Annotated in this window: 19 protein-coding genes; 12 read left to right on the plus strand and 7 right to left on the minus strand. The window is 70.4% G+C overall.

Features of this window, described 5'->3' with window-relative positions; genetic code table 11:
- Positions 1-13: 13 nt before the first annotated feature.
- Both AB0C46_RS03105 and AB0C46_RS03110 read right to left on the minus strand, forming a co-directional pair.
- Positions 14-1,132 (minus strand): peptidoglycan bridge formation glycyltransferase FemA/FemB family protein, encoded by a 1,119-nt coding sequence (locus AB0C46_RS03105; RefSeq protein ID WP_362825265.1) that lies wholly within the window; start codon positions 1,130-1,132, stop codon positions 14-16.
- Positions 1,133-1,255: 123 nt separating this feature from the next.
- A complete protein-coding gene (locus AB0C46_RS03110) occupies positions 1,256-1,570 on the minus strand; it encodes a hypothetical protein (protein WP_362825266.1) in 315 nt (104 codons plus the stop codon).
- Between the two features lie 228 nt (positions 1,571-1,798).
- On the opposite strand from AB0C46_RS03110, the gene rpsF reads away from it, so the two are divergent.
- From rpsF to rplI, 4 genes are all read left to right on the plus strand, one after another.
- Positions 1,799-2,089 carry a 30S ribosomal protein S6 gene (rpsF, locus tag AB0C46_RS03115; protein WP_006604399.1) on the plus strand — a complete coding sequence of 97 codons (291 nt, stop codon included), beginning with the start codon at positions 1,799-1,801 and terminating at the stop codon, positions 2,087-2,089.
- A gap of 82 nt (positions 2,090-2,171) precedes the next feature.
- Positions 2,172-2,762, plus strand: a complete 591-nt coding sequence (locus AB0C46_RS03120) for a single-stranded DNA-binding protein (RefSeq protein ID WP_362825268.1) — start codon at positions 2,172-2,174, stop codon at positions 2,760-2,762.
- Between the two features lie 111 nt (positions 2,763-2,873).
- The gene (rpsR, locus tag AB0C46_RS03125) at positions 2,874-3,110 is read left to right on the plus strand and encodes a 30S ribosomal protein S18 (protein WP_003978893.1); all 237 of its coding nucleotides are present in this window, start codon (positions 2,874-2,876) and stop codon (positions 3,108-3,110) included.
- A gap of 18 nt (positions 3,111-3,128) precedes the next feature.
- A complete protein-coding gene (gene rplI, locus AB0C46_RS03130; protein WP_327225632.1) occupies positions 3,129-3,575 on the plus strand; it encodes a 50S ribosomal protein L9 in 447 nt (148 codons plus the stop codon).
- Positions 3,576-3,654: 79 nt separating this feature from the next.
- Here rplI and AB0C46_RS03135 read toward each other — a convergent pair whose 3' ends face one another.
- Complete coding sequence (locus tag AB0C46_RS03135) at positions 3,655-4,500, minus strand: trypsin-like serine protease (RefSeq protein ID WP_362825269.1); 846 nt, start codon at positions 4,498-4,500, stop codon at positions 3,655-3,657.
- 65 nt (positions 4,501-4,565) lie between these two features.
- On the minus strand, positions 4,566-5,903 hold the full coding sequence (locus tag AB0C46_RS03140) for an MATE family efflux transporter (RefSeq protein ID WP_362825271.1): 1,338 nt from the start codon (positions 5,901-5,903) through the stop codon (positions 4,566-4,568).
- 476 nt (positions 5,904-6,379) lie between these two features.
- On the opposite strand from AB0C46_RS03140, the gene dnaB reads away from it, so the two are divergent.
- Positions 6,380-7,837: a replicative DNA helicase gene (gene dnaB / locus AB0C46_RS03145; RefSeq protein WP_362825783.1), complete on the plus strand. Its 1,458-nt coding sequence runs from the start codon at positions 6,380-6,382 to the stop codon at positions 7,835-7,837.
- A gap of 59 nt (positions 7,838-7,896) precedes the next feature.
- Positions 7,897-8,436, plus strand: a complete 540-nt coding sequence (locus tag AB0C46_RS03150; RefSeq protein ID WP_362825272.1) for a GNAT family N-acetyltransferase — start codon at positions 7,897-7,899, stop codon at positions 8,434-8,436.
- Positions 8,437-8,532: 96 nt separating this feature from the next.
- On the opposite strand, the gene AB0C46_RS03155 is transcribed toward AB0C46_RS03150, so the two are convergent.
- Positions 8,533-9,498: an NADP-dependent oxidoreductase gene (locus tag AB0C46_RS03155; RefSeq protein ID WP_362825273.1), complete on the minus strand. Its 966-nt coding sequence runs from the start codon at positions 9,496-9,498 to the stop codon at positions 8,533-8,535.
- Positions 9,499-9,640: 142 nt separating this feature from the next.
- Here AB0C46_RS03155 and AB0C46_RS03160 point away from each other — a divergent pair, with 142 nt between their 5' ends.
- The 5 genes from AB0C46_RS03160 to AB0C46_RS03180 all read left to right on the plus strand — a co-directional run bounded on the left by AB0C46_RS03160 (position 9,641) and on the right by AB0C46_RS03180 (position 15,419).
- Entirely contained in the window at positions 9,641-10,615 is a 975-nt protein-coding gene (locus tag AB0C46_RS03160) for a helix-turn-helix domain-containing protein (protein ID WP_362825274.1), read from the plus strand.
- A 91-nt stretch (positions 10,616-10,706) separates the two neighbouring features.
- On the plus strand, positions 10,707-11,933 hold the full coding sequence (locus tag AB0C46_RS03165; protein ID WP_362825276.1) for a MerR family transcriptional regulator: 1,227 nt from the start codon (positions 10,707-10,709) through the stop codon (positions 11,931-11,933).
- Between the two features lie 44 nt (positions 11,934-11,977).
- Positions 11,978-12,682: a tetratricopeptide repeat protein gene (locus AB0C46_RS03170; protein ID WP_362825278.1), complete on the plus strand. Its 705-nt coding sequence runs from the start codon at positions 11,978-11,980 to the stop codon at positions 12,680-12,682.
- 50 nt (positions 12,683-12,732) lie between these two features.
- Positions 12,733-14,181 (plus strand): serine hydrolase domain-containing protein, encoded by a 1,449-nt coding sequence (locus tag AB0C46_RS03175; protein WP_362825279.1) that lies wholly within the window; start codon positions 12,733-12,735, stop codon positions 14,179-14,181.
- Between the two features lie 92 nt (positions 14,182-14,273).
- On the plus strand, positions 14,274-15,419 hold the full coding sequence (locus AB0C46_RS03180) for an aminotransferase class V-fold PLP-dependent enzyme (protein WP_362825280.1): 1,146 nt from the start codon (positions 14,274-14,276) through the stop codon (positions 15,417-15,419).
- Between the two features lie 211 nt (positions 15,420-15,630).
- Here AB0C46_RS03180 and AB0C46_RS03185 read toward each other — a convergent pair whose 3' ends face one another.
- Positions 15,631-16,527 (minus strand): NmrA/HSCARG family protein, encoded by an 897-nt coding sequence (locus tag AB0C46_RS03185; protein WP_362825281.1) that lies wholly within the window; start codon positions 16,525-16,527, stop codon positions 15,631-15,633.
- Between the two features lie 92 nt (positions 16,528-16,619).
- Here AB0C46_RS03185 and AB0C46_RS03190 point away from each other — a divergent pair, with 92 nt between their 5' ends.
- Positions 16,620-17,366 carry a helix-turn-helix domain-containing protein gene (locus AB0C46_RS03190; RefSeq protein WP_362825282.1) on the plus strand — a complete coding sequence of 249 codons (747 nt, stop codon included), beginning with the start codon at positions 16,620-16,622 and terminating at the stop codon, positions 17,364-17,366.
- Positions 17,367-17,398: 32 nt separating this feature from the next.
- Here AB0C46_RS03190 and AB0C46_RS03195 read toward each other — a convergent pair whose 3' ends face one another.
- Positions 17,399-17,851 carry a GNAT family N-acetyltransferase gene (locus AB0C46_RS03195; protein WP_362825284.1) on the minus strand — a complete coding sequence of 151 codons (453 nt, stop codon included), beginning with the start codon at positions 17,849-17,851 and terminating at the stop codon, positions 17,399-17,401.
- Between the last annotated feature and the right edge of the window lie 68 nt (positions 17,852-17,919).

The raw sequence follows: 17,919 nt of genomic DNA on the forward strand, positions 1-17,919 counted from the left end.
TGCGGTGGAGCCGTCAGCGGCGCGCCATGTAGAGGTCGAACGCCTTGTGCAGAAGCTTGTTGAGCGGGAAGTCCCACTCACCGAGGTACTCCGCTGCCTGCCCACCCGTGCCGACCTTGAACTGGATCAGGCCGAAGAGGTGGTCGTTTTCGTCGAGCGAGTCGCTGATGCCGCGGAGGTCGTAGACCGTGGCGCCGAGCGCGTAGGAGTCCTGCAGCATCTTCCACTGCATCGCGTTGGAGGGCCGGACCTCGCGGCCGATGTTGTCCGAGGCCCCGTAGGAGTACCAGACATGCCCGCCGACGACGAGCATCGTCGCGGCCGACAGGTTCACGCCGTCATGGCGGGCGAAGTACAGCCGCATGCGGTCGGGGTCCTCGGCGTTGAGGGCCGTCCACATGCGCTGGAAGTAGCTGAGCGGACGCGGCCGGAAGTGGTCACGCACCGCGGTGATCTCGTAGAGACGCTGCCACTCGGCCAGGTCGTCGTAGCCGCCCTGGACCACCTCGACACCGGCCTTTTCGGCCTTCTTGATGTTGCGGCGCCACAGCTGGTTGAAGCCCTTGTGGACCTCTTCCAGCGAACGGTTGGCCAGCGGCACCTGGAAGACATAACGGGGCTGTACGTCGGCGAAGCCGGCGCCGCCGTCCTCGCCCTGCTGCCAGCCCATGCGGCGCAGCTTGTCGGCGACCTCGAAGGCGCGCGGCTCGATGTGGGTCGCCTCGACGTCCCGCAGCCGCTTGACGTCCGGGTTCTGGATGCCGGCCTTGATCGCCGGGGAGTCCCAGCGCCGGATGATGACCGGCGGGCCCATCTTCACGGTGAAGGCACCGTGCTGCTTGAGATGCGCGAGCATCGGCTGCAGCCAGCCCTCCAGATTCGGCGCGTACCAGTTGATGACCGGGCCCTCGGGGAGGTACGCGAGGTAGCGCTTGACCTTGGGCACCTGGCGGTACAGGACCAGCCCGGCGCCGACCATCTCGCCGCTCGGGTCGAACCAGCCCAGGCTCTCCGAACGCCATTCGGCCTTGACGTCCGCCCAGGCGGGGACCTGCATGTGGCTGGCCGCGGGCAGACTCTGGATATATGCCAGATGCTGCTCTCGGCTGATGGTCCTCAGGGTCAGGCTCATGCGGGGCGCTCCTCGGCAGGTGTGTCCCCATGGTCGGGGCTCCGGCTCTCGCGCCGAAGCCTACTGTGACCGTGGAGCGCCCCGTCTGGGCCATACGGGCTGGGGCCCCGTATGCCGCATCGGTCAGCCGATGAGACCGCCGAAGAGGCCGCCGTGTGCCAGGCCGAGGTAGAAGCCGACGGCCGCTGCGCCGAGTCCGATGATCAACAGGAAGCGCTCGCCGGTCGTCGACGAGATGAACTGGCCCCACATGCCGGTGCCGATTCCGATCAGACCGGCCCAGGAACTGACCAGGTGCAGGCTGGGAGAGAGCGTGGTGAAGACGGCGATCGCGCCGAGCACCACAGTCACGATGGCGAAGGTGTTCTCGACGGGATGGTCCTTGCCGTCACTGTTGAGAAGCGACAGCAGACTGCGCTGGGTCCGTGCCTGTGCCATGCGGCACCTCCGATGACAGGGCGGCGCACTGTAACGCCGCTCACACCCGTTGTGTTCCAGATTGAGGGGTGGGGCGGACGGATTTCAACCGGAAGGCATCAGGCAGGTACTCTGTACGGTCTGCGCCTATGTCTGTCCGGAGCTCCGGACGGGCTCGGTGCAGAACGCATACGACCCTCCTGCCACGGAACGACCGTGGCCGCTGAGTCCAAAGGAGGTGGGTTCTACATGCGTCACTACGAGGTGATGGTCATCCTCGACCCCGATCTCGAGGAGCGCGCTGTCTCCCCGCTGATCGAGAACTTCCTCTCCGTCGTCCGTGAGGGCAACGGAAAGGTCGAGAAGGTCGACACCTGGGGCCGTCGTCGTCTCTCGTACGAGATCAAGAAGAAGCCCGAGGGCATCTACTCGGTCATCGACCTGCAGGCCGAGCCTGCAGTCGTCAAGGAGCTCGACCGTCAGATGAACCTGAACGAGTCGGTCCTCCGGACCAAGGTCCTCCGTCCCGAGACCCACTGAACGCGTCAGCGTCCAGCGGTAACCGGGTTCGAGTAGCAGCAACACCAGCAGCCAGCAGCACACCCGCCGAGAGGTTCCCCTAATGGCAGGCGAGACCGTCATCACGGTTGTCGGCAATCTTGTCGACGACCCCGAGCTGCGCTTCACCCCGTCCGGTGCGGCGGTCGCGAAGTTCCGCGTCGCGTCCACTCCCCGCACCTTCGACCGTCAGACCAATGAGTGGAAGGACGGCGAGAGCCTGTTCCTGACCTGCTCGGTGTGGCGTCAGGCGGCGGAAAACGTCGCCGAGTCCCTTACGCGGGGTACCCGCGTGGTCGTCCAGGGCCGTCTCAAGCAGCGGTCGTACGAGGACCGCGAGGGCGTGAAGCGCACGGTCTACGAGCTCGACGTCGAGGAAGTGGGCGCGAGCCTCAAGAACGCCACGGCCAAGATCACCAAGACCAGCGGTCGTGGTGGCCAGGGCGGCGGCTTCGGCGGCGGTCAGCAGGGCGGCGGCCAGGGTGGCGGCGGCTGGGGCGGCGGCCCCGGCGGCGGCCAGCAGGGCGGCGGTGCTCCTGCCGACGACCCGTGGGCGACCAGCGGCCCGGCCGGCGGTGGCCAGCAGGGTGGCGGTGGCGGCGGTGGCTGGGGCGGTAGCTCCGGCGGTGGCTACTCGGACGAGCCGCCCTTCTAGGTCCGTACAGCTGGCCCGACTCCGCGCTGTTTCACGTGAAACAGCGCCGTGAAACGGCCAGGGGCCTTGAGGGCGTCAGCACAAACTTCTTGAACTCATTGGAGAGAGATAATGGCGAAGCCGCCTGCTCGCAAGCCTAAGAAGAAGGTTTGCGTGTTCTGCAAGGAGAAGATCTCCTACGTCGACTACAAGGACACGAACCTGCTGCGGAAGTTCATCTCCGACCGCGGCAAGATCCGTGCCCGCCGGGTCACCGGCAACTGCACTCAGCACCAGCGTGACGTCGCCACGGCTGTGAAGAACAGCCGTGAGATGGCGCTGCTGCCCTACACGTCCACCGCGCGATAAGGGAAGGGTGACCGAATCATGAAGATCATCCTCACCCACGAGGTCTCCGGCCTCGGCACCGCCGGCGACGTCGTTGACGTCAAGGACGGGTACGCCCGTAACTACCTGGTCCCGCGTGGTTTCGCGATCCGCTGGACCAAGGGTGGCGAGAAGGACGTCGAGCAGATCCGTCGCGGTCGCAAGATCCGCGAGATCGCCACGATCGAGCAGGCCACCGAGATCAAGGGCCGGCTCGAGGGCGTCAACGTGAAGCTGGCCGTCCGTGCCGGCGACGCGGGCCGCCTGTTCGGCTCCGTCACCCCGGCCGACATCGCCTCGGCGATCAAGGCTGCCGGTGGTCCGGACGTCGACAAGCGTCGTGTCGAGCTCGGTTCGCCGATCAAGACCCTGGGCGCGCACCAGATCTCCGTGCGTCTGCACGCCGAGGTCGTGGCGAAGCTCGGCGTCGAGGTCGTCGCCGCGTAATCGCAGTACCACGCCGAAGGGCCGCATCCCGTCACCGGGGTGCGGCCCTTCGCCGTGTGCGGAGCGCGGACGGACCGCTTCAGTCCTCGTCCTGGGCGCGCTTGTAGAGTGCGGCGATGTCGTCGTCGAAGTATGCGGCGTAGGAGACATCGTCCTGGTCGCCGCCGCCTTCGTGGCCGCCCAGGACGCCGATGACCGTGCCGGTGTGGCTCTTGGGGTCGTAGTCGGCGAGCCAGGGGCTGCCGCTCGTACCGCCCTCGAAGTCGGTGCACCGGATGCGCAGCTGGGTGTCGCTGTACCTCGTGGTGCGGTTCTGGCAGGAGATCGGGGTGTCGCGGCTGGTGGGGTAGCCGGTGATCTTGACCTCGTTCTCGTAGCCACGGTCGATACCGAGGGTGTTTCCGCCCAGCACGTCCTGGATCTCCTTGCCCTTCTTCTTGTCGAGGACGAGGAAGGCGACATCGAGATCTTCGTCGTTGAACTTGGCCCAGCGGTCGTCGAGGACCACCTTCTTGACCTTCCACAGGCCGGCGGGCTCAACTCCGTCGCGGTAGTCGGGGGCGAAGACCAGGTCGTTCACCGGGCTCTTGCCGTCGCTGTCGAAGGCGCAGTGCGCTGCGGTGATGAGCATGTTCCGGCCCGGACTCTGCACCACGCTCGCGGTGCAGAAGTGGTCGCCGGTGTCGTCCTTCTCGAAGACCGCACCGACCCGGGCGTTCTGCTCGGTCCGGCGCGGCGTGTACGCATTTCCGTTATCGGCCGGGGCCGTCGCGGCGGGATCCTGGTCCTGGGGGTCCTGGCCCGCCTCACCGGATTTGCCGAAGCTGCTGCGGCCGTCACCGCTGCTGCTGGTCGTGTCGGCTTCCTCCGTGGCGTACCCCACCACAGCAGCAGCCACGATGACGACAAACGTCAGGGGCAGCACGGAATTCCTGGCAAGCGAGCGCACAGGGTCATTATTGACATGCGCTGCGTATTACGGGAGAGGCTTCAACGAGAGGCTCCGGTCACAATCCACCGGCCCGAGCGGGTACGCAGCCACAGGGTCAGCATCCGCAGGGTCATCATCACGGCCATCGCCCACCACAGAGCGCCCAGTCCGCCGCCGAGCAGCGGGACGGCCAGCGCCAGCGGTGCGAACAGGGCCAGCGTCACGACCATGGCCCAGGCGAGATAGGGGCCGTCCCCCGCCCCCATCAGCACGCCGTCGAGGATGAAGACGATGCCGGAGACCGGCTGGGTCACGGCCACGACCAGGAGCGTGGTGAGCAGCGGGCCCTGCACGGCCGGGTCGGTGGTGAACAGGGGGATGAACAGCGGGCGGGCGACCGCGACCAGCACACCGAGGACCAGGCCCGAGGCGATGCCCCACTGCACCATGCGGCGGCAGGCGGCCCTGGCGCCGTCGCGGTCCCCCGCGCCGAGACAGCGGCCTATGATGGCCTGCCCGGCGATGGCAATCGCGTCCAGCGCGAAGGCCAGCAGGGACCACAGCGTGAGCACGATCTGGTGGGCGGCGATCTCGGCGTCGCCGAGCCGGGCGGCGACGGCGGTGGCGATCATCAGCACAGCGCGCAGCGAGAGCGTACGGACCAGCAGCGGCACGCCGGCCTGGGCCGAGGCACGGATTCCCGCGGCGTCGGGACGCAGCGAGGCCCCGTGCCGTCGCGCGCCGCGGACGACCACGACGAGGTAGACCGCGGCCATGCCGCATTGGGCGACGACCGTGCCCCAGGCGGAGCCCGCGATGCCGAGGCCGGCGCCGTAGACCAGGCCGATGTTGAGCGCGGCGTTGGCGGAGAAGCCGCCGATGGCGACGTAGAGCGGGGTCCTGGTGTCCTGGAGGCCGCGGAGTACGCCGGTGGCGGCCAGCACGACGAGCATGGCGGGGATGCCGAGCGCGCTGATACGGAGGTAGGTCGTGGCGTACGGGGCGGCGGTGCCGGATGCGCCGAAGAGCTCGACGAGCCACGGGGCGGTGGGCAGCACCGCCGTGATGACGGCGGCGCCGAGCAGCAGGGCGAGCCAGATGCCGTCCATGCCCTGGCGGATGGCGGCGGGCAGGTCGCCGGCGCCGACCCGGCGGGCGACCGCGGCGGTGGTGGCATAGGCGAGGAAGACGAAGACGGCGACGGCCGTGGTCAGCAGGGAGGCCGCGATGCCGAGGCCGGCGAGCTGGGGAGTGCCGAGGTGGCCGATGACGGCGCTGTCGACCATGACGAAGAGAGGTTCCGCGACCAGTGAGCCGAACGCGGGCAGCGCGAGGGCGATGATCTCGCGGTCGTGGCGGCGGCCGGTGCGGCGTGGTGACGCGGGAGCCAGGGTCATACGCGCAATCTAATCTTCCACAGGTAAGAGATGCAAACCCCTTGCAGTCCTTACTTTCCGCTGTGCGGAGTCGTCTCCCCTGTGCCGTTTGTTGCGATCTTGCACGGCTGGCAGAAGTTTTTCTCCCCCACAGGCTATGGATGAGGAAAGTGCAGGTCAGAGGCTTGAGGGTGGGGTGATTGTGTGCTTGTCCACAGAAGTTTCCCCCGGGCCGTGCACAGGATCCGGGGACTTCTCCACAGCTGTAGGCCAGTCATCCACATGGCCTGTGGATAACCAGATTGGCGGACGGTGCCCACGGGCCTACCGTGGTCCGGCACCCGCCGCCTGTTCCGGCCTGAGAAATCGTCCGAACTCGACGCGCCGTAACCGGAGTCGGGCGTCTCGATTGTCAGAGCTGTGCCGTAAGAAAGAACAGCACAGCAAGGTCCGCGTCGCGGACGGGAGGAGGTGCCGGGGTGAGCATTCCCGAGCCCATGGAAGACCCCTGGGCGGACTCCGGTCCCAGCGACCTGCTGCCGGCCGCCCGCTCCCGACGGGGTGAGGGCAAGGGCCGCGGCCGCGGCGACCGGCAGGAGCGTGACGACGACGGCGGCTCCTGGGCCGGCGGCTTCGAGCGGGTCCCTCCGCAGGATCTGGACGCCGAGCAGTCCGTGCTCGGCGGCATGCTGCTGTCCAAGGACGCCATCGCGGACGTCGTCGAGGTCCTCAAGGGCGAAGATTTCTACCGTCCCGCCCATGAGCTGGTCTTCCAGGCGATTCTCGACCTGTACGCCAAGGGCGAGCCGGCCGACCCGATCACCATCGCCGCTGAGCTCACCAAGCGCGGCGAGATCGCGCGGGTCGGCGGCGCCTCGTATCTGCACACCCTCGTCCAGTCCGTACCGACCGCCGCGAACGCCGAGTATTACGCCGAGATCGTCCATGAGCGTGCCGTGCTGCGCCGCCTGGTCGAGGCCGGCACGCGTATCACGCAGATGGGATACGCCGCGGACGGCGATGTCGACGAGATCGTCAACAGCGCCCAGGCGGAGATCTACGCCGTTACGGAGCAGCGGACCAGCGAGGACTACCTTCCGCTCGGCGACATCATGGAGGGCGCCCTCGACGAGATCGAGGCGATCGGCTCCCGCCAGGGCCAGATGACGGGTGTGCCGACGGGCTTCACCGACCTGGATTCCCTGACGAACGGTCTGCACCCGGGCCAGATGATCGTGATCGCGGCCCGTCCCGCCATGGGTAAGTCCACCCTTGCGCTGGACTTCGCGCGGGCCTGCTCGATCAAGAGCAATCTGCCGAGCGTGATCTTCTCGCTGGAAATGGGGCGCAACGAGATCGCGATGCGTCTGTTGTCGGCCGAGGCGCGGGTCGCGCTGCATCACATGCGCTCCGGCAGCATGACGGACGAGGACTGGACGCGGCTGGCGCGCCGGATGCCGGACGTCTCGGCCGCGCCGCTGTACATCGACGATTCGCCGAACCTGTCGATGATGGAGATCCGCGCGAAGTGCCGCCGGCTCAAGCAGCGCAATGACCTCAAACTGGTCGTCATCGACTATCTCCAGCTGATGCAGTCCGGCGGTTCGAAGCGCGCCGAGAGCCGTCAGCAGGAGGTCTCGGACATGTCCCGAAACCTCAAGCTGCTGGCGAAGGAGCTGGAACTCCCCGTCATCGCGCTCTCCCAGCTGAACCGTGGCCCCGAGCAGCGCACGGACAAGAAGCCGATGGTCTCCGACCTCCGTGAGTCCGGTTCGATCGAGCAGGACGCGGACATGGTCATCCTGCTGCACCGCGAGGACGCCTACGAGAAGGAGTCCCCGCGGGCCGGCGAGGCCGATCTGATCGTGGCCAAGCACCGTAACGGCCCCACGGCCACGATCACGGTGGCGTTCCAGGGCCACTATTCCCGCTTCGTGGACATGGCGCAGACGTGAGTGGCCGGATTTAGGGCCAACGGTGGGACCGAACGTCTCCTGGCTGCGAAGCTCCGTGGATGTCTTCGTTACCTTCCAAGGATCCCTGGCCCGCCGACATCAGCACGGCCCGGCTCCTGTTGCGTCCAGCGGAATCCGCTGACGTGGAGGAGTTCACCCGGCTCTCGACGGACCCTGAGGTCCGGCGTTTCCTCGGCGGGCCGGTTGAAGAACCGAAGCTCGCGGTGTACCAGCAGCACTTCGCGAGCCGACCCCACGTGTTCAGCGTGACCACCCGCGACGAGGCGACCGTGGTCGGATCGGTATCGATTGATCCGGAATCCCGCTTCGACGGCCGTCGGGAAGTGTCCTACGGGTTCCTGCCCGAGTACTGGGGACGCGGATACGCCCGTGAAGCGGTGGCCGCCGTCGTCGACTGGGCCTTGGCGTCCGTCGTCTCGGACAACCCGTCGGTCATCGCGGTCACCCAAGAGGCCAACGTCCGCTCGTGTCGGCTCCTTGAAGCCATCGGCATGAGCCACATCGACAGCTTCATGGAGTTCGACGCACCCCAGGCGATGTATTCCGTCGACCGCCAGGGCCTCCGCCTCGGTCAGTGAGCGTGCGGGGTGCTGACCGCATGGCTCCGGTCGACGCCCCAGGAAGGGGGCCGACCGGTCTCGGCTAGCGGAAGGGCCTCGGAGCAGTGACCGCGGTCATGGCGCGACCGTGAGGACGATCTTGCCGGTGGTGCGGCCGGTCTCGCCGAGGGCGTGGGCCTTCGCGGCGTCTTCGAGGGGGACGACCGTGTCGACGTTGACCTGCAGTTTTCCGGTGTTCACCAGGTCCGCGACGCCTTGCAGGCCGGCCCGGTCGGGCTCGACGAGGAGGAACGCCGCGCGTATCCGCGCCTCGCGCGCCCGGTCGGCGGGGAAGGCGTCGTCCAGCGGCAGGACCGAGACCAGCGAGCCGCCGGGACGCAGGGTGCGCAACGAGCGGGCGCCGTAGTCGCCGCCGATGGTGTCGAGAACGACGTCGACGTCGCGTACCGCCGTCGCGAAGTCCTGCTCCGTGTAGTCGATGAGTTCATCGGCGCCCAGACCGCGCAGGAAGTCATGCTTGGCCCGCCGGGCGGTGCCGATCACATACGCCCCGCGGGACTTGGCGATCTGCACCGCGAGATGGCCGACGCCGCCCGCCGCGGCATGGATCAGCACCCGTGCGCCGGGCTGTACCTGCGCGGTGTCGACCAGGGCCTGCCAGGCGGTCAGCGCCGCCAGCGGAAGGGCGGCGCCCTGGACGTGGTCCAGGCCCGCGGGCAGGTGGGCGAAGTGGCGCGCCGGACCGGTGACGTACTCGGCGTAGGCACCGGCAGGGTGCGGGAAGCGCGGCATGCCGAAGACCTCGTCGCCCGGTGCGAAGAGGGTCACGCCGGCGCCGACCGCCTCGACCACACCGGAGACATCGAAGCCCAGGACGAACGGCGGTTCGCTGCCGGTGAGGAACCGGCCGCCGTCCCGCGTCTTCCAGTCGATCGGGTTGACGCCCGCGGCATGCACCCGGACCAGGATCTCCGTGGGGCCGGGCACCGGCCGGTCGGTCGTGATCACCTTGAGGACCTCAGGGCCTCCGGCGGTGTCCTGGCTGACGGCCCGCATCTGCGGGGCCCCGCTCTCGGACATGGTGTCTCCTTCGTAGGTGCCTGTGGCTGGGAGTGGGCGTACGCGCCGCCTGGCGGCCGCGTTTCCCGAGGTGCTGCCAGCTTTCCGCGGCGGCCGGGAGCCCGGAGGTGTCCAGATGGCCAACGTTTGAAAGAATCGGGTCATGCATCGCGTCGGTGTTCTCGCCCTGGACGGGGTCGTCCCCTTCGAGCTGGGGATTCCCGCGCGGATCTTCGGTGCCGCGTGCAGCGCCGCCGGTGCGCCGCTCTACTCCGTCGTCACGTGCAGCCTGGACGGGCGCCCGGTGCGCACCGAGGCCGACTACGACATCGCGGTCGCCGAGGACGCCTCCGTACTCGCGCACGTCGACACCGTCATCATCCCGCCGTCCCACGCGCCGGCCGCGCTCCGCGAGGGTGGCCGGCTGCCCGATGACCTGCGGGCGGCGCTGGAGGGGGTCCGGCCCGGTACCCGGATGGTGGCCATCTGCACCGGCTCCTTCGTCCTGGCCGCGGCCGGGCTGCTCGATCACCGGCCGGCCACCACTCACTGGCAGGAGGCCACTCAGCTGCAGCGTCTCTTCACGACCGTCCGCGTCGACCCCAATGTGCTGTTCGTCGACGACGGCGATGTCCTCACCTCGGCCGGCGCGGCCGCCGGTGTCGATCTGTGTGTGCACATCGTGCGCCGTGACCACGGCAGCGCGGTCGCCAATGAGGTGGCCCGCTTGTGTGTGGTGCCGCCCTGGCGGGACGGCGGACAGGCCCAGTTCATCCGGCAGCCCGTGCCGGAAACCTCGGCGGGCGGCACCGCAGCCACCCGCGCCTGGGCCCTGGAGCGTCTCGGCGAGCCCCTCAGTCTGACCGACCTCGCCGCGCACGCCCGGGTCAGCGTGCGCACCCTCACCCGGCGTTTCCGCGACGAGGTCGGTATGAGCCCCGGTCAGTGGCTCGCCGGACAGCGCATCGAGCACGCCCGGCATCTGCTGGAGTCCACGGACTGGCCGGTCGACCTCGTCGCCCATCACGCGGGCTTCGGCACCGGGACCTCCCTGCGCCAGCATCTGCACAGTGCGGTGGGGGTGTCACCGCTGGCCTACCGGCGGACGTTCCGCAGCGCCGCGGCGCTGACCGCCTGAAGCGGCGCCGCCCGGCGGGCCCGTATGCGCAGCTCGGGGCCGCCTCTCCGGCGTTGACCTTCAGGTTGGTTGAAGCTCCACAATCGCGTCCATGGACGACACCGAACAGCTGTTGACCATCGGCGTCTTCGCGCGCCGGGTGGGGCTCGCGCCGAGTGCCCTGCGGTTCTACGACGACTGCGGGCTGCTGCGGCCGGCGCGGGTGGATGCCGTGACGGGGTACCGCCGCTACGGGGCGGCACAGACGCCGCGGGCGGTGAAGCTGCGGCAGTTGCGTGCGGCGGGGCTGCCGCTGGTGGATGTTGCGGTGGTGCTGGACGGGCCCGAGGACGCGGCGCATGGCGTACTGCGGGCCCACCTGGAGCGCACACGGCGGACGGCGGACGAGGCGCGGGCCGTGGTGGAGGGACTCCTGCGGGAGGCGTCCGGCACCCCGGCGGACCGCGGGAGCTGGGCACGGGCACGGGTGGGCGGCGCCGAACTTGCCAGTGCGGTACGGCAGGTGGCGCCCGCGGCCGCGACCGGGGCGGCCCGGGAGGAGTTTCCGGTGCTGGGCTGTGTACTGCTCGAACTCGTCGACGGCGAGGTGCGCTGGGTGGCGACGGACCGCTATCGGCTGGCGGTGCGGGTGCTGCGGCCGGACGGGTTCGAGGGCGGTCCGTGCCGGGTGCTGATCGCCGCGGACACGGCGCGGAGCCTGGCGGAGTGGGCCGTACGGCAGGTGACGGTCGATATCGAGTGCGCGGGAGAAGCGGCGGGGGTCAGGCTGCGGAGCGGGGCGGACTGCCGGGAGGTGCCGGAGAGCGCCGGGCAGGGGCGGAGCGGCGGTGAGGATCCCGGCGGATTCCCGGACTACCGGCTGATGCTGGAGGGCCTGGCGGCGGGGCGGCATCGGGTGATCGCCGACCGGGTGGGGCTGCGGGACGCGGTGACCGGGCGCGCGGGGCCGGTGTCGCTGTCGGTCGGTGCGGGGCAGGGGGATGTGGCGGACGCGGGCGGCTCGGCGGCTCCGGTCCCGGTGGGAGACCCGGGGGACCTCGTGGCCGGTCCGGCGCTGGAGGTGACGGGCGGGGGACGGGAGCCCGTCCGGATGCAGGTGGTGCGCACCGGGCCGGGGCTGCGGATCGCCTTCGATCCGGCCGTACTGGTGCCTGCGCTGGAGGCCGGGGTGGGGCCGGATGTGCTGCTGGAGATCGCTGCGCCGGACCGGCCCGTCCTGGTCCGCTCCGCCGACCAGGGAAGTTTCACGACATTGGTGATGCCGGTGCGCGAGGGCGCCGGGGCGGACGGCGCCGATGCCGAGCGCACCGACGGCTGACGTCACCGGACCGATCACTGAGGATGGATGAGGGGAGCGGACCGGTGGATCCGGAACTGCCTGTGGTGCAACTGTGCGTGGCGGGGATGCAGGCCGAGGCGGAGGGACGGGCCGATGCGGCGCGCGCACTCTTCCAGCAGGCCTGGGGCAGTGCTGCGGACGACTATGAGGCATGCATCGCCGCGCACTATCTCGCCCGGCACCAGAACTCGCCCGAAGAGACGCTCCGTTGGAACCAGGAGTGCCTGGACCGCGCCGACCGGGTGGGGGACGAGCGGGTGGCCGGGTTCTACGCGTCGCTGTTTCTGAACTTGGGGCAGGCCTGCCGGCAGCTCGGCCGGCCGGCCCTGGCGCACACGTATTTCCTGCGCGCCGCAGAGCGGGTGGAGCAGGCCCCCGAGGGCCAGTACGGCGACTGGAACCGCTTCGCGATCGCGGCGGGGCTGCGGGACACGGCCGGTACGCGTGACGATTCCGCGGGGGAGGGCGACGCCGGTGCGGCGGGAGTGCCGCGGAGCCTCGACGAGGCGGTCGACGGGCGGGTGCGGGAGCTGGTGTCGCGGTGGTGTGCGCGGGGCGATCTCCTGGCGCTGGGGCTGGCGCTCCCCGCCTACCTCGGATACCTCGGCACGGCCGCGGACCGGGTGCGGCTGCGGTCCGCGCTGCACATGGTGCATGCGGCACGCCGGCTGCCGGACGACGAGCAGGCCGAACTGGGTGCGGTGATCGGGTCGGCAGCGCTCCGGTGATACGGCGAGGATGGGGCCCGGCCGAGTCGGATCCGCTGTTGAGGAGCGCCATGACCATCGCACAGTCCACGGAGTCTCCCCGTCCCGAGCCCGTCGGCCATAGGCCGGGCGCGGTCGGTACACCCGATGAGTTCGTGGAGCTGCTGCCGCAGACACGGCGGGCGTTGCTGCGCCGGCTGGCGGTCGGGCAGGCCGAGGGGCGGGCGCCGTCGATGACGGGTGCGGTCGTCCGCGACGGACGGGCGGTGTGGACGGGGGCCCGGGGCTCGGTGGCGGGGGAGGTACCGCACGGCGATCTGCAGTACCGGATCGGTTCGCTCACCAAGACCTTTGTCGCCGTGCTGGTGCTGAGGCTGCGGGACGAGGGCCTGCTGCGGCTGGAGGACCCCGTCGGCAGGCATCTGGCGGGCACTCCGGTACCGGACGCGACGGTCGCGCAACTGCTCTCCCACAGTGCGGGGTTGGCGGCCGAGGCGCGCGGGCCGTGGTGGGAGCGGACCGCGGGCGAGCTGCGGCCCGAGCCGGCCGATCTCTTCGACGAGCGCCCGCAGCGGCTTCCGGCCGGCCGGCGGCACCATTACTCCAACGCCGGCTATGCGCTGCTCGGGGCGCTGGTCGAAGAGCTGCGGTGCGGTGTCCCGTGGGGCGAGGTGCTGCGGCGCGAGGTGCTGGAACCGCTGGGCATGGACCGTACGACGCTGCGGCCCGAGGGGCCGTACGCGAGTGGCTGGGCGGTGCACCCGTGGGCCGACGCGCTGCTGCCGGAGCCGGCCGAGGACACCGGCTTGATGGGCCCGGCGGGGCAATTGTGGTCGACGCTCCAGGACCTGTGCCGCTGGGCGGCGTTCCTGCTGAAGGGCGACGGGCGGGTGCTCGGTGCGGCGAGTCTGGCAGAGATGCGGACCCCGGCCGTGCCCCCGGAGAGCGGCGCGTGGGATGCGGGGTACGGGCTGGGAGTGCAGCTCCTGCGGCGGGAGGGGCGGCTGCTGGCCGGGCACCAGGGCTCGATGCCCGGATTCCTGGCGGCGCTGTGGGCCGATACCGAGGAGGACGTGGCCGGCGTCGTCCTCACCAACTGCACCTCGGGCCCGGCGGTCGGGGCCCTCGCCGCCGATCTCGCCGGGATCGTCCTCGCGCACGAGCCCCGGATCCCCGAGCCCTGGCGTCCGCTGACCGGGCCGCTGGATCCGGAGCTGCTGGCGCTGACCGGGCCCTGGTACTGGGGCGCGAACCCCCATGCGCTGCGGCTGCGGGCCGGGCGTGGGCTGGAGCTCACCCCGCTGTCCGGGGCGGGGCGCTCCTCGCGGTTCCGGGCCGAGACGGACGGCACCTGGACCGGGCTCGACGGCTACTACGCGGGCGAGACGCTGCGGGTGAGGCGGGACCGGGACGGTGCGGTCAGCCATCTGGATCTCGGCACCTTTGTGTTCACCCGCGGGCCGTACGAGCCCTCGGCGCCGGTGCCCGGCGGGGTGGATCCGGAGGGTTGGCGGGTCTGAGGCCCGTACGGCGGGGGCGTGGCGGGCGGACGTACAGTCGATCCAGATGTCAGGAGCCGCGCCGAGTCGGCTCGCTAGCGCTGGAAGGCCCTGTGACTGCTGTGTCTGACCCGACCGCGAACTCCGCCACTCCGGACCTGCTCTATCTGCCGCCGCTCACCGCGGCCCGCTTCGCGCGGATCGAGGACAAGGTCGGGGCGCTGATGCGTACCCGTTGCGATGTCGTGGCGATGCAGGGCGAGGCACTGCTGCCCCTGGAGGCCTGCATCCGCTCGGCCGTGCGGCCCGGCAGCACCGCGCTCAACATCATCACCGGTCCGTACGGCGAGACCTTCGGTGGCTGGCTGCGCTCCTGCGGCGCCGAGGTGGTCACCCTCACCGCGCCGTTCACGGGTGCGGTCGCCCCGCAGCAGGTGGCGGAGGCGTTGCGCGAGCGCCCCGAGATCGACTTCGTGAGCCTGGTGCACGCCGAAGCGGCCACCGGTAACACCAACCCCGTGGCCGAGATCGGCGCGGTGGTGCGGGAGCACGGCGCGCTGCTGATGCTGGACGCGGTCGCCTCGGTGGGTGCCGAGCCGCTGCTCACCGACGAGTGGGGCGTGGACCTCTGTGTGATCGGCGGGCAGAAGGCGATGGCCGGGCCTGCCGGGGTGTCGGTGGCGTCGGTCAGCACCCGTGCCTGGGAGCGGATCGCCGCCAATGAGCAGGCTCCGCGGCGCTCGTACCTCTCGCTGCTGGACTGGAAGGAGCGCTGGATCGACGGCGGACGCACCGCACTTCCGCACGCTCCGGCGCAGTTGGAGATGCTCGCGCTGGAGCAGGCCGCGGACCGTCTGGAGGCCGAGGGGCTGCAGGCGGTCCTCACCCGGCACCGGGCGGCGGCCGCGGCGACCAGGGCTGGTGTGCGGGCGCTGGGCGGGCTCACTCCGTATGTCGTGCGCGAGGAGGACGCGGCGCCGGTCGCCACGACCCTCCGGGCGCCCGGGGGAGTGGACGCCCGGGAGATCGTGGCCGCCGCGGTCGCGCTGGACGCAGCCGTGCCGGTGCAGGCCGCGGCGGGCGCGCTGGCCAAGGAGATGATCCGGGTGAACCACTATGGCCGCGCCGCCGACCGGGCGGTGGTCACGGCCTCCCTGGTGGCGCTGGCGGGCGGGCTGCGTGCTCTGGGCGTGTCCGTGGACGCCGAGAGCGCGGCCCAGGCGGCGGGCGCGGCGTGGGACGTGGTGGTCGCCGGCTGAGCCGAGCGAGCGCCTGGCTGTAGGCGCGTTGTCGGCGTGGGGTCGTGTTTCACGTGAAACACGACCCCACGCGTATGCCGGGAAGCGGCGTCGTTTCACGTGAAACACCCTTGTGCGCGGGCCCTGTTGGCCATGACGCGATGCTGCGTTGTGCGTGACACACGCGTCTGCCGGGATATCCGAGAGAGTCGGCGGCGCCCGGCGAATGACGTCAGCTGAGCAGTCGCTCCAACTGCCCCGCGCCCTCGCGCTTCAGCCATGTGTCGAAGGACATCAGGTCCGGGTGGAGGGCACGCAGTGCGTCGATGTCCGCGCCGCGGGCCCGGCGGTCGTTCAGCCACTGATGGCCCTCGGCGGCATCCGGGCTGAGCTCGCGGAGCGTCTCCATCGGCATTCGGACATAGGGCACCGCACGACCGGTGGCGCGGCTGATGGCCTCGGCGATCTGCGGGGGCGTGAGGGCGTCGCCGGCCAGCTCCAGGGCCTGTCCGGCGAGTCGGTCCGGTGCGGTGAGGGCGAGCGCGGTCAGGGCGCCGATGTCGGACAGCGCGATGAGCTGCTGGGGGATGCCGGGTGCGAGGGCGGTGGTGAGGGTGCCGTCCTGGAGGCCCCATACCGGGTGGAGGTAGTTCTCCATGAACGAGGTGGGGCGGAGCACGGTGGCGGATATCCCGAGCCCGCGGATGTGCTCCTCGATGGCCCATTTGTTCTCCAAAATCCGTATACCGGACCGGAGTTGGGTGCTATTGGTGGAGGAATGGACGAGGTGTCGTACGCCCGCGTCGGCGGCCGCGTCGGCGACATTGCGGCCGGCCGCGATCTCGTGCTGCCAGGAGTAGTCCGGTGGCGTACCCGGGGCCCCGGAGGCAGGCTGGACGCTGAAGACGCCGTATGCGCCGTCGATCGCGGGCTTCAGTGCTGCGGGGTCGGCGATGTCTACGGCGCGTACGTCCGCGCCGGCGTCGGCCAGGGCGCGAGCTCTGGGGCTCGTCGGATCGCGGGTGAGTGCCCGTACGGTCCAGCCGTCCGCCAGCAGCCGGCGGGCCACCGCACCGCCCTGCTGGCCCGTGGATCCGGCCACCGCGACGATTAAGCCATTAACGATCATGCTGGAACCCTCCCGTAGAATCGGAACGATTGACCCGGTTAGAATTGCGGAGCGCCCGACCCGGTGTCAAACGTTTCTCAGGAGGCCCGGTAGTGACCGACGGTGAGGTGACGCCCTCCAGGGCGGATGCGCGGCGCAATCGTGCGCTGGTGCTCCAGGCGGCCCGATTCGCCTTCGAGGAGCAGGGGTTGGGGGTGCCGCTCGGCGAGATCGCGCGCCGTGCGGGGGTCGGTGCCGGGACCGTCTATCGTCACTTCCCGTCCAAGGAAGCCCTGTTCAGGGCGACGATCGTGGACCGGATCGAGCTTTTCACCGACACCGCCAGGGACTTGGCCGACGTTCCCGATCCCGGTGCGGTCTTCTTTCGCTTTCTGTCCTCGGTGGTACGTCTCGCGTCACGGAACAAGGCGCTGTGTGACGCGCTGGAGGCGGCCGGCGCGGGGCGCTTCGAGCCGTCGCCCGGTGTCGGGCAGGACTTCGATGATGCGCTGGAAGTCCTGCTCAGGAGGGCCCAGGAGGCGGGCGCCGTGCGGCAGGACGTCGGGATATCGGATCTCAGGGCGCTGCTGGTCGGCTGTCTTTCGATGGAGCGGGCCGGGCCGGGAACCGGCTCCGGGGGCGGGGCTCCGGGGCGGATGACGGCGCTGATGTGTGATGCCCTGCGGACGGAGCGCGCCGTAACGGAACTGGAAGTGGAGTCCGCGAAACGTAACGAATCGCGGTGTGGGGTGTGCGGTGTGGCGATCGCGGCGGCGCGCACGGGCCGGCCCGCGCGCTACTGCAGTGGTGCCTGCCGGCAGAAGGCGCACCGAACGCGGGAGCGTACGCGCCAGACATGATCAAGCCGGCCGGGTGCCGGCCGGCCCGCTCCTCAGAGCGGAAGCTTGAAGCCCAGGTGCGAGGCTTCGAAACCGAGGCGCTCGTAGAACCGGTGCGCGTCGATCCGGGTCGCGTCCGAGGTGAGCTGCACCATCTGGCAGCCGAGCGTGCGGGACTCCGCGACCGCCCACTCGATGAGCTGCGTGCCGAGACCCCCGCCGCGCTCGTCGCGGTGGATCCGTACGCCCTCGATGATCGAACGGGTGGCGCCGCGCCGGGACAGGCCGGGGATGACGGTGAGCTGGAGCGTGCCGACCGTCCGCCCCGCGCGGACCGCCACGACCAGGTGCTGCTGCGGGTCGGCGGCCAGCGCCTCGAACGCGGCGCGGTACGAGGTCAGATCGTCCGGTGACTCGCGGGTCGCGCCCAGGGGGTCGTCGGCGAGCATCGCGACGATGGCGGGAAGATCGGATTCGGTCGCGGGGCGTATCTCGATATCGCTCATGGGCGCGACCTTATGCCGTGTGATCACGGGGGCGGCAGGCAGGCGGACCTGCCGCCCGCACCGCCGTA

The organism is Streptomyces sp. NPDC048637 (genome assembly GCF_040650675.1).
Lineage (GTDB): Bacteria > Actinomycetota > Actinomycetes > Streptomycetales > Streptomycetaceae > Streptomyces.

Excerpts from the sequence above, each read along its gene's own strand:
- AB0C46_RS03105 (WP_362825265.1), bottom strand. The coding sequence starts at position 1,132 with ATGAGCCTGACCCTGAGGACCATCAGCCGAGAGCAGCATCTGGCATAT.
- AB0C46_RS03110 (WP_362825266.1), bottom strand. The coding sequence starts at position 1,570 with ATGGCACAGGCACGGACCCAGCGCAGTCTGCTGTCGCTTCTCAACAGT.
- rpsF (WP_006604399.1), top strand. The coding sequence starts at position 1,799 with ATGCGTCACTACGAGGTGATGGTCATCCTCGACCCCGATCTCGAGGAG.
- AB0C46_RS03120 (WP_362825268.1), top strand. The coding sequence starts at position 2,172 with ATGGCAGGCGAGACCGTCATCACGGTTGTCGGCAATCTTGTCGACGAC.
- rpsR (WP_003978893.1), top strand. The coding sequence starts at position 2,874 with ATGGCGAAGCCGCCTGCTCGCAAGCCTAAGAAGAAGGTTTGCGTGTTC.
- rplI (WP_327225632.1), top strand. The coding sequence starts at position 3,129 with ATGAAGATCATCCTCACCCACGAGGTCTCCGGCCTCGGCACCGCCGGC.
- AB0C46_RS03140 (WP_362825271.1), bottom strand. The coding sequence starts at position 5,903 with ATGACCCTGGCTCCCGCGTCACCACGCCGCACCGGCCGCCGCCACGAC.
- dnaB (WP_362825783.1), top strand. The coding sequence starts at position 6,380 with ATGGAAGACCCCTGGGCGGACTCCGGTCCCAGCGACCTGCTGCCGGCC.
- AB0C46_RS03150 (WP_362825272.1), top strand. The coding sequence starts at position 7,897 with ATGTCTTCGTTACCTTCCAAGGATCCCTGGCCCGCCGACATCAGCACG.
- AB0C46_RS03155 (WP_362825273.1), bottom strand. The coding sequence starts at position 9,498 with ATGTCCGAGAGCGGGGCCCCGCAGATGCGGGCCGTCAGCCAGGACACC.
- AB0C46_RS03160 (WP_362825274.1), top strand. The coding sequence starts at position 9,641 with ATGCATCGCGTCGGTGTTCTCGCCCTGGACGGGGTCGTCCCCTTCGAG.
- AB0C46_RS03165 (WP_362825276.1), top strand. The coding sequence starts at position 10,707 with ATGGACGACACCGAACAGCTGTTGACCATCGGCGTCTTCGCGCGCCGG.
- AB0C46_RS03175 (WP_362825279.1), top strand. The coding sequence starts at position 12,733 with ATGACCATCGCACAGTCCACGGAGTCTCCCCGTCCCGAGCCCGTCGGC.
- AB0C46_RS03185 (WP_362825281.1), bottom strand. The coding sequence starts at position 16,527 with ATGATCGTTAATGGCTTAATCGTCGCGGTGGCCGGATCCACGGGCCAG.
- AB0C46_RS03195 (WP_362825284.1), bottom strand. The coding sequence starts at position 17,851 with ATGAGCGATATCGAGATACGCCCCGCGACCGAATCCGATCTTCCCGCC.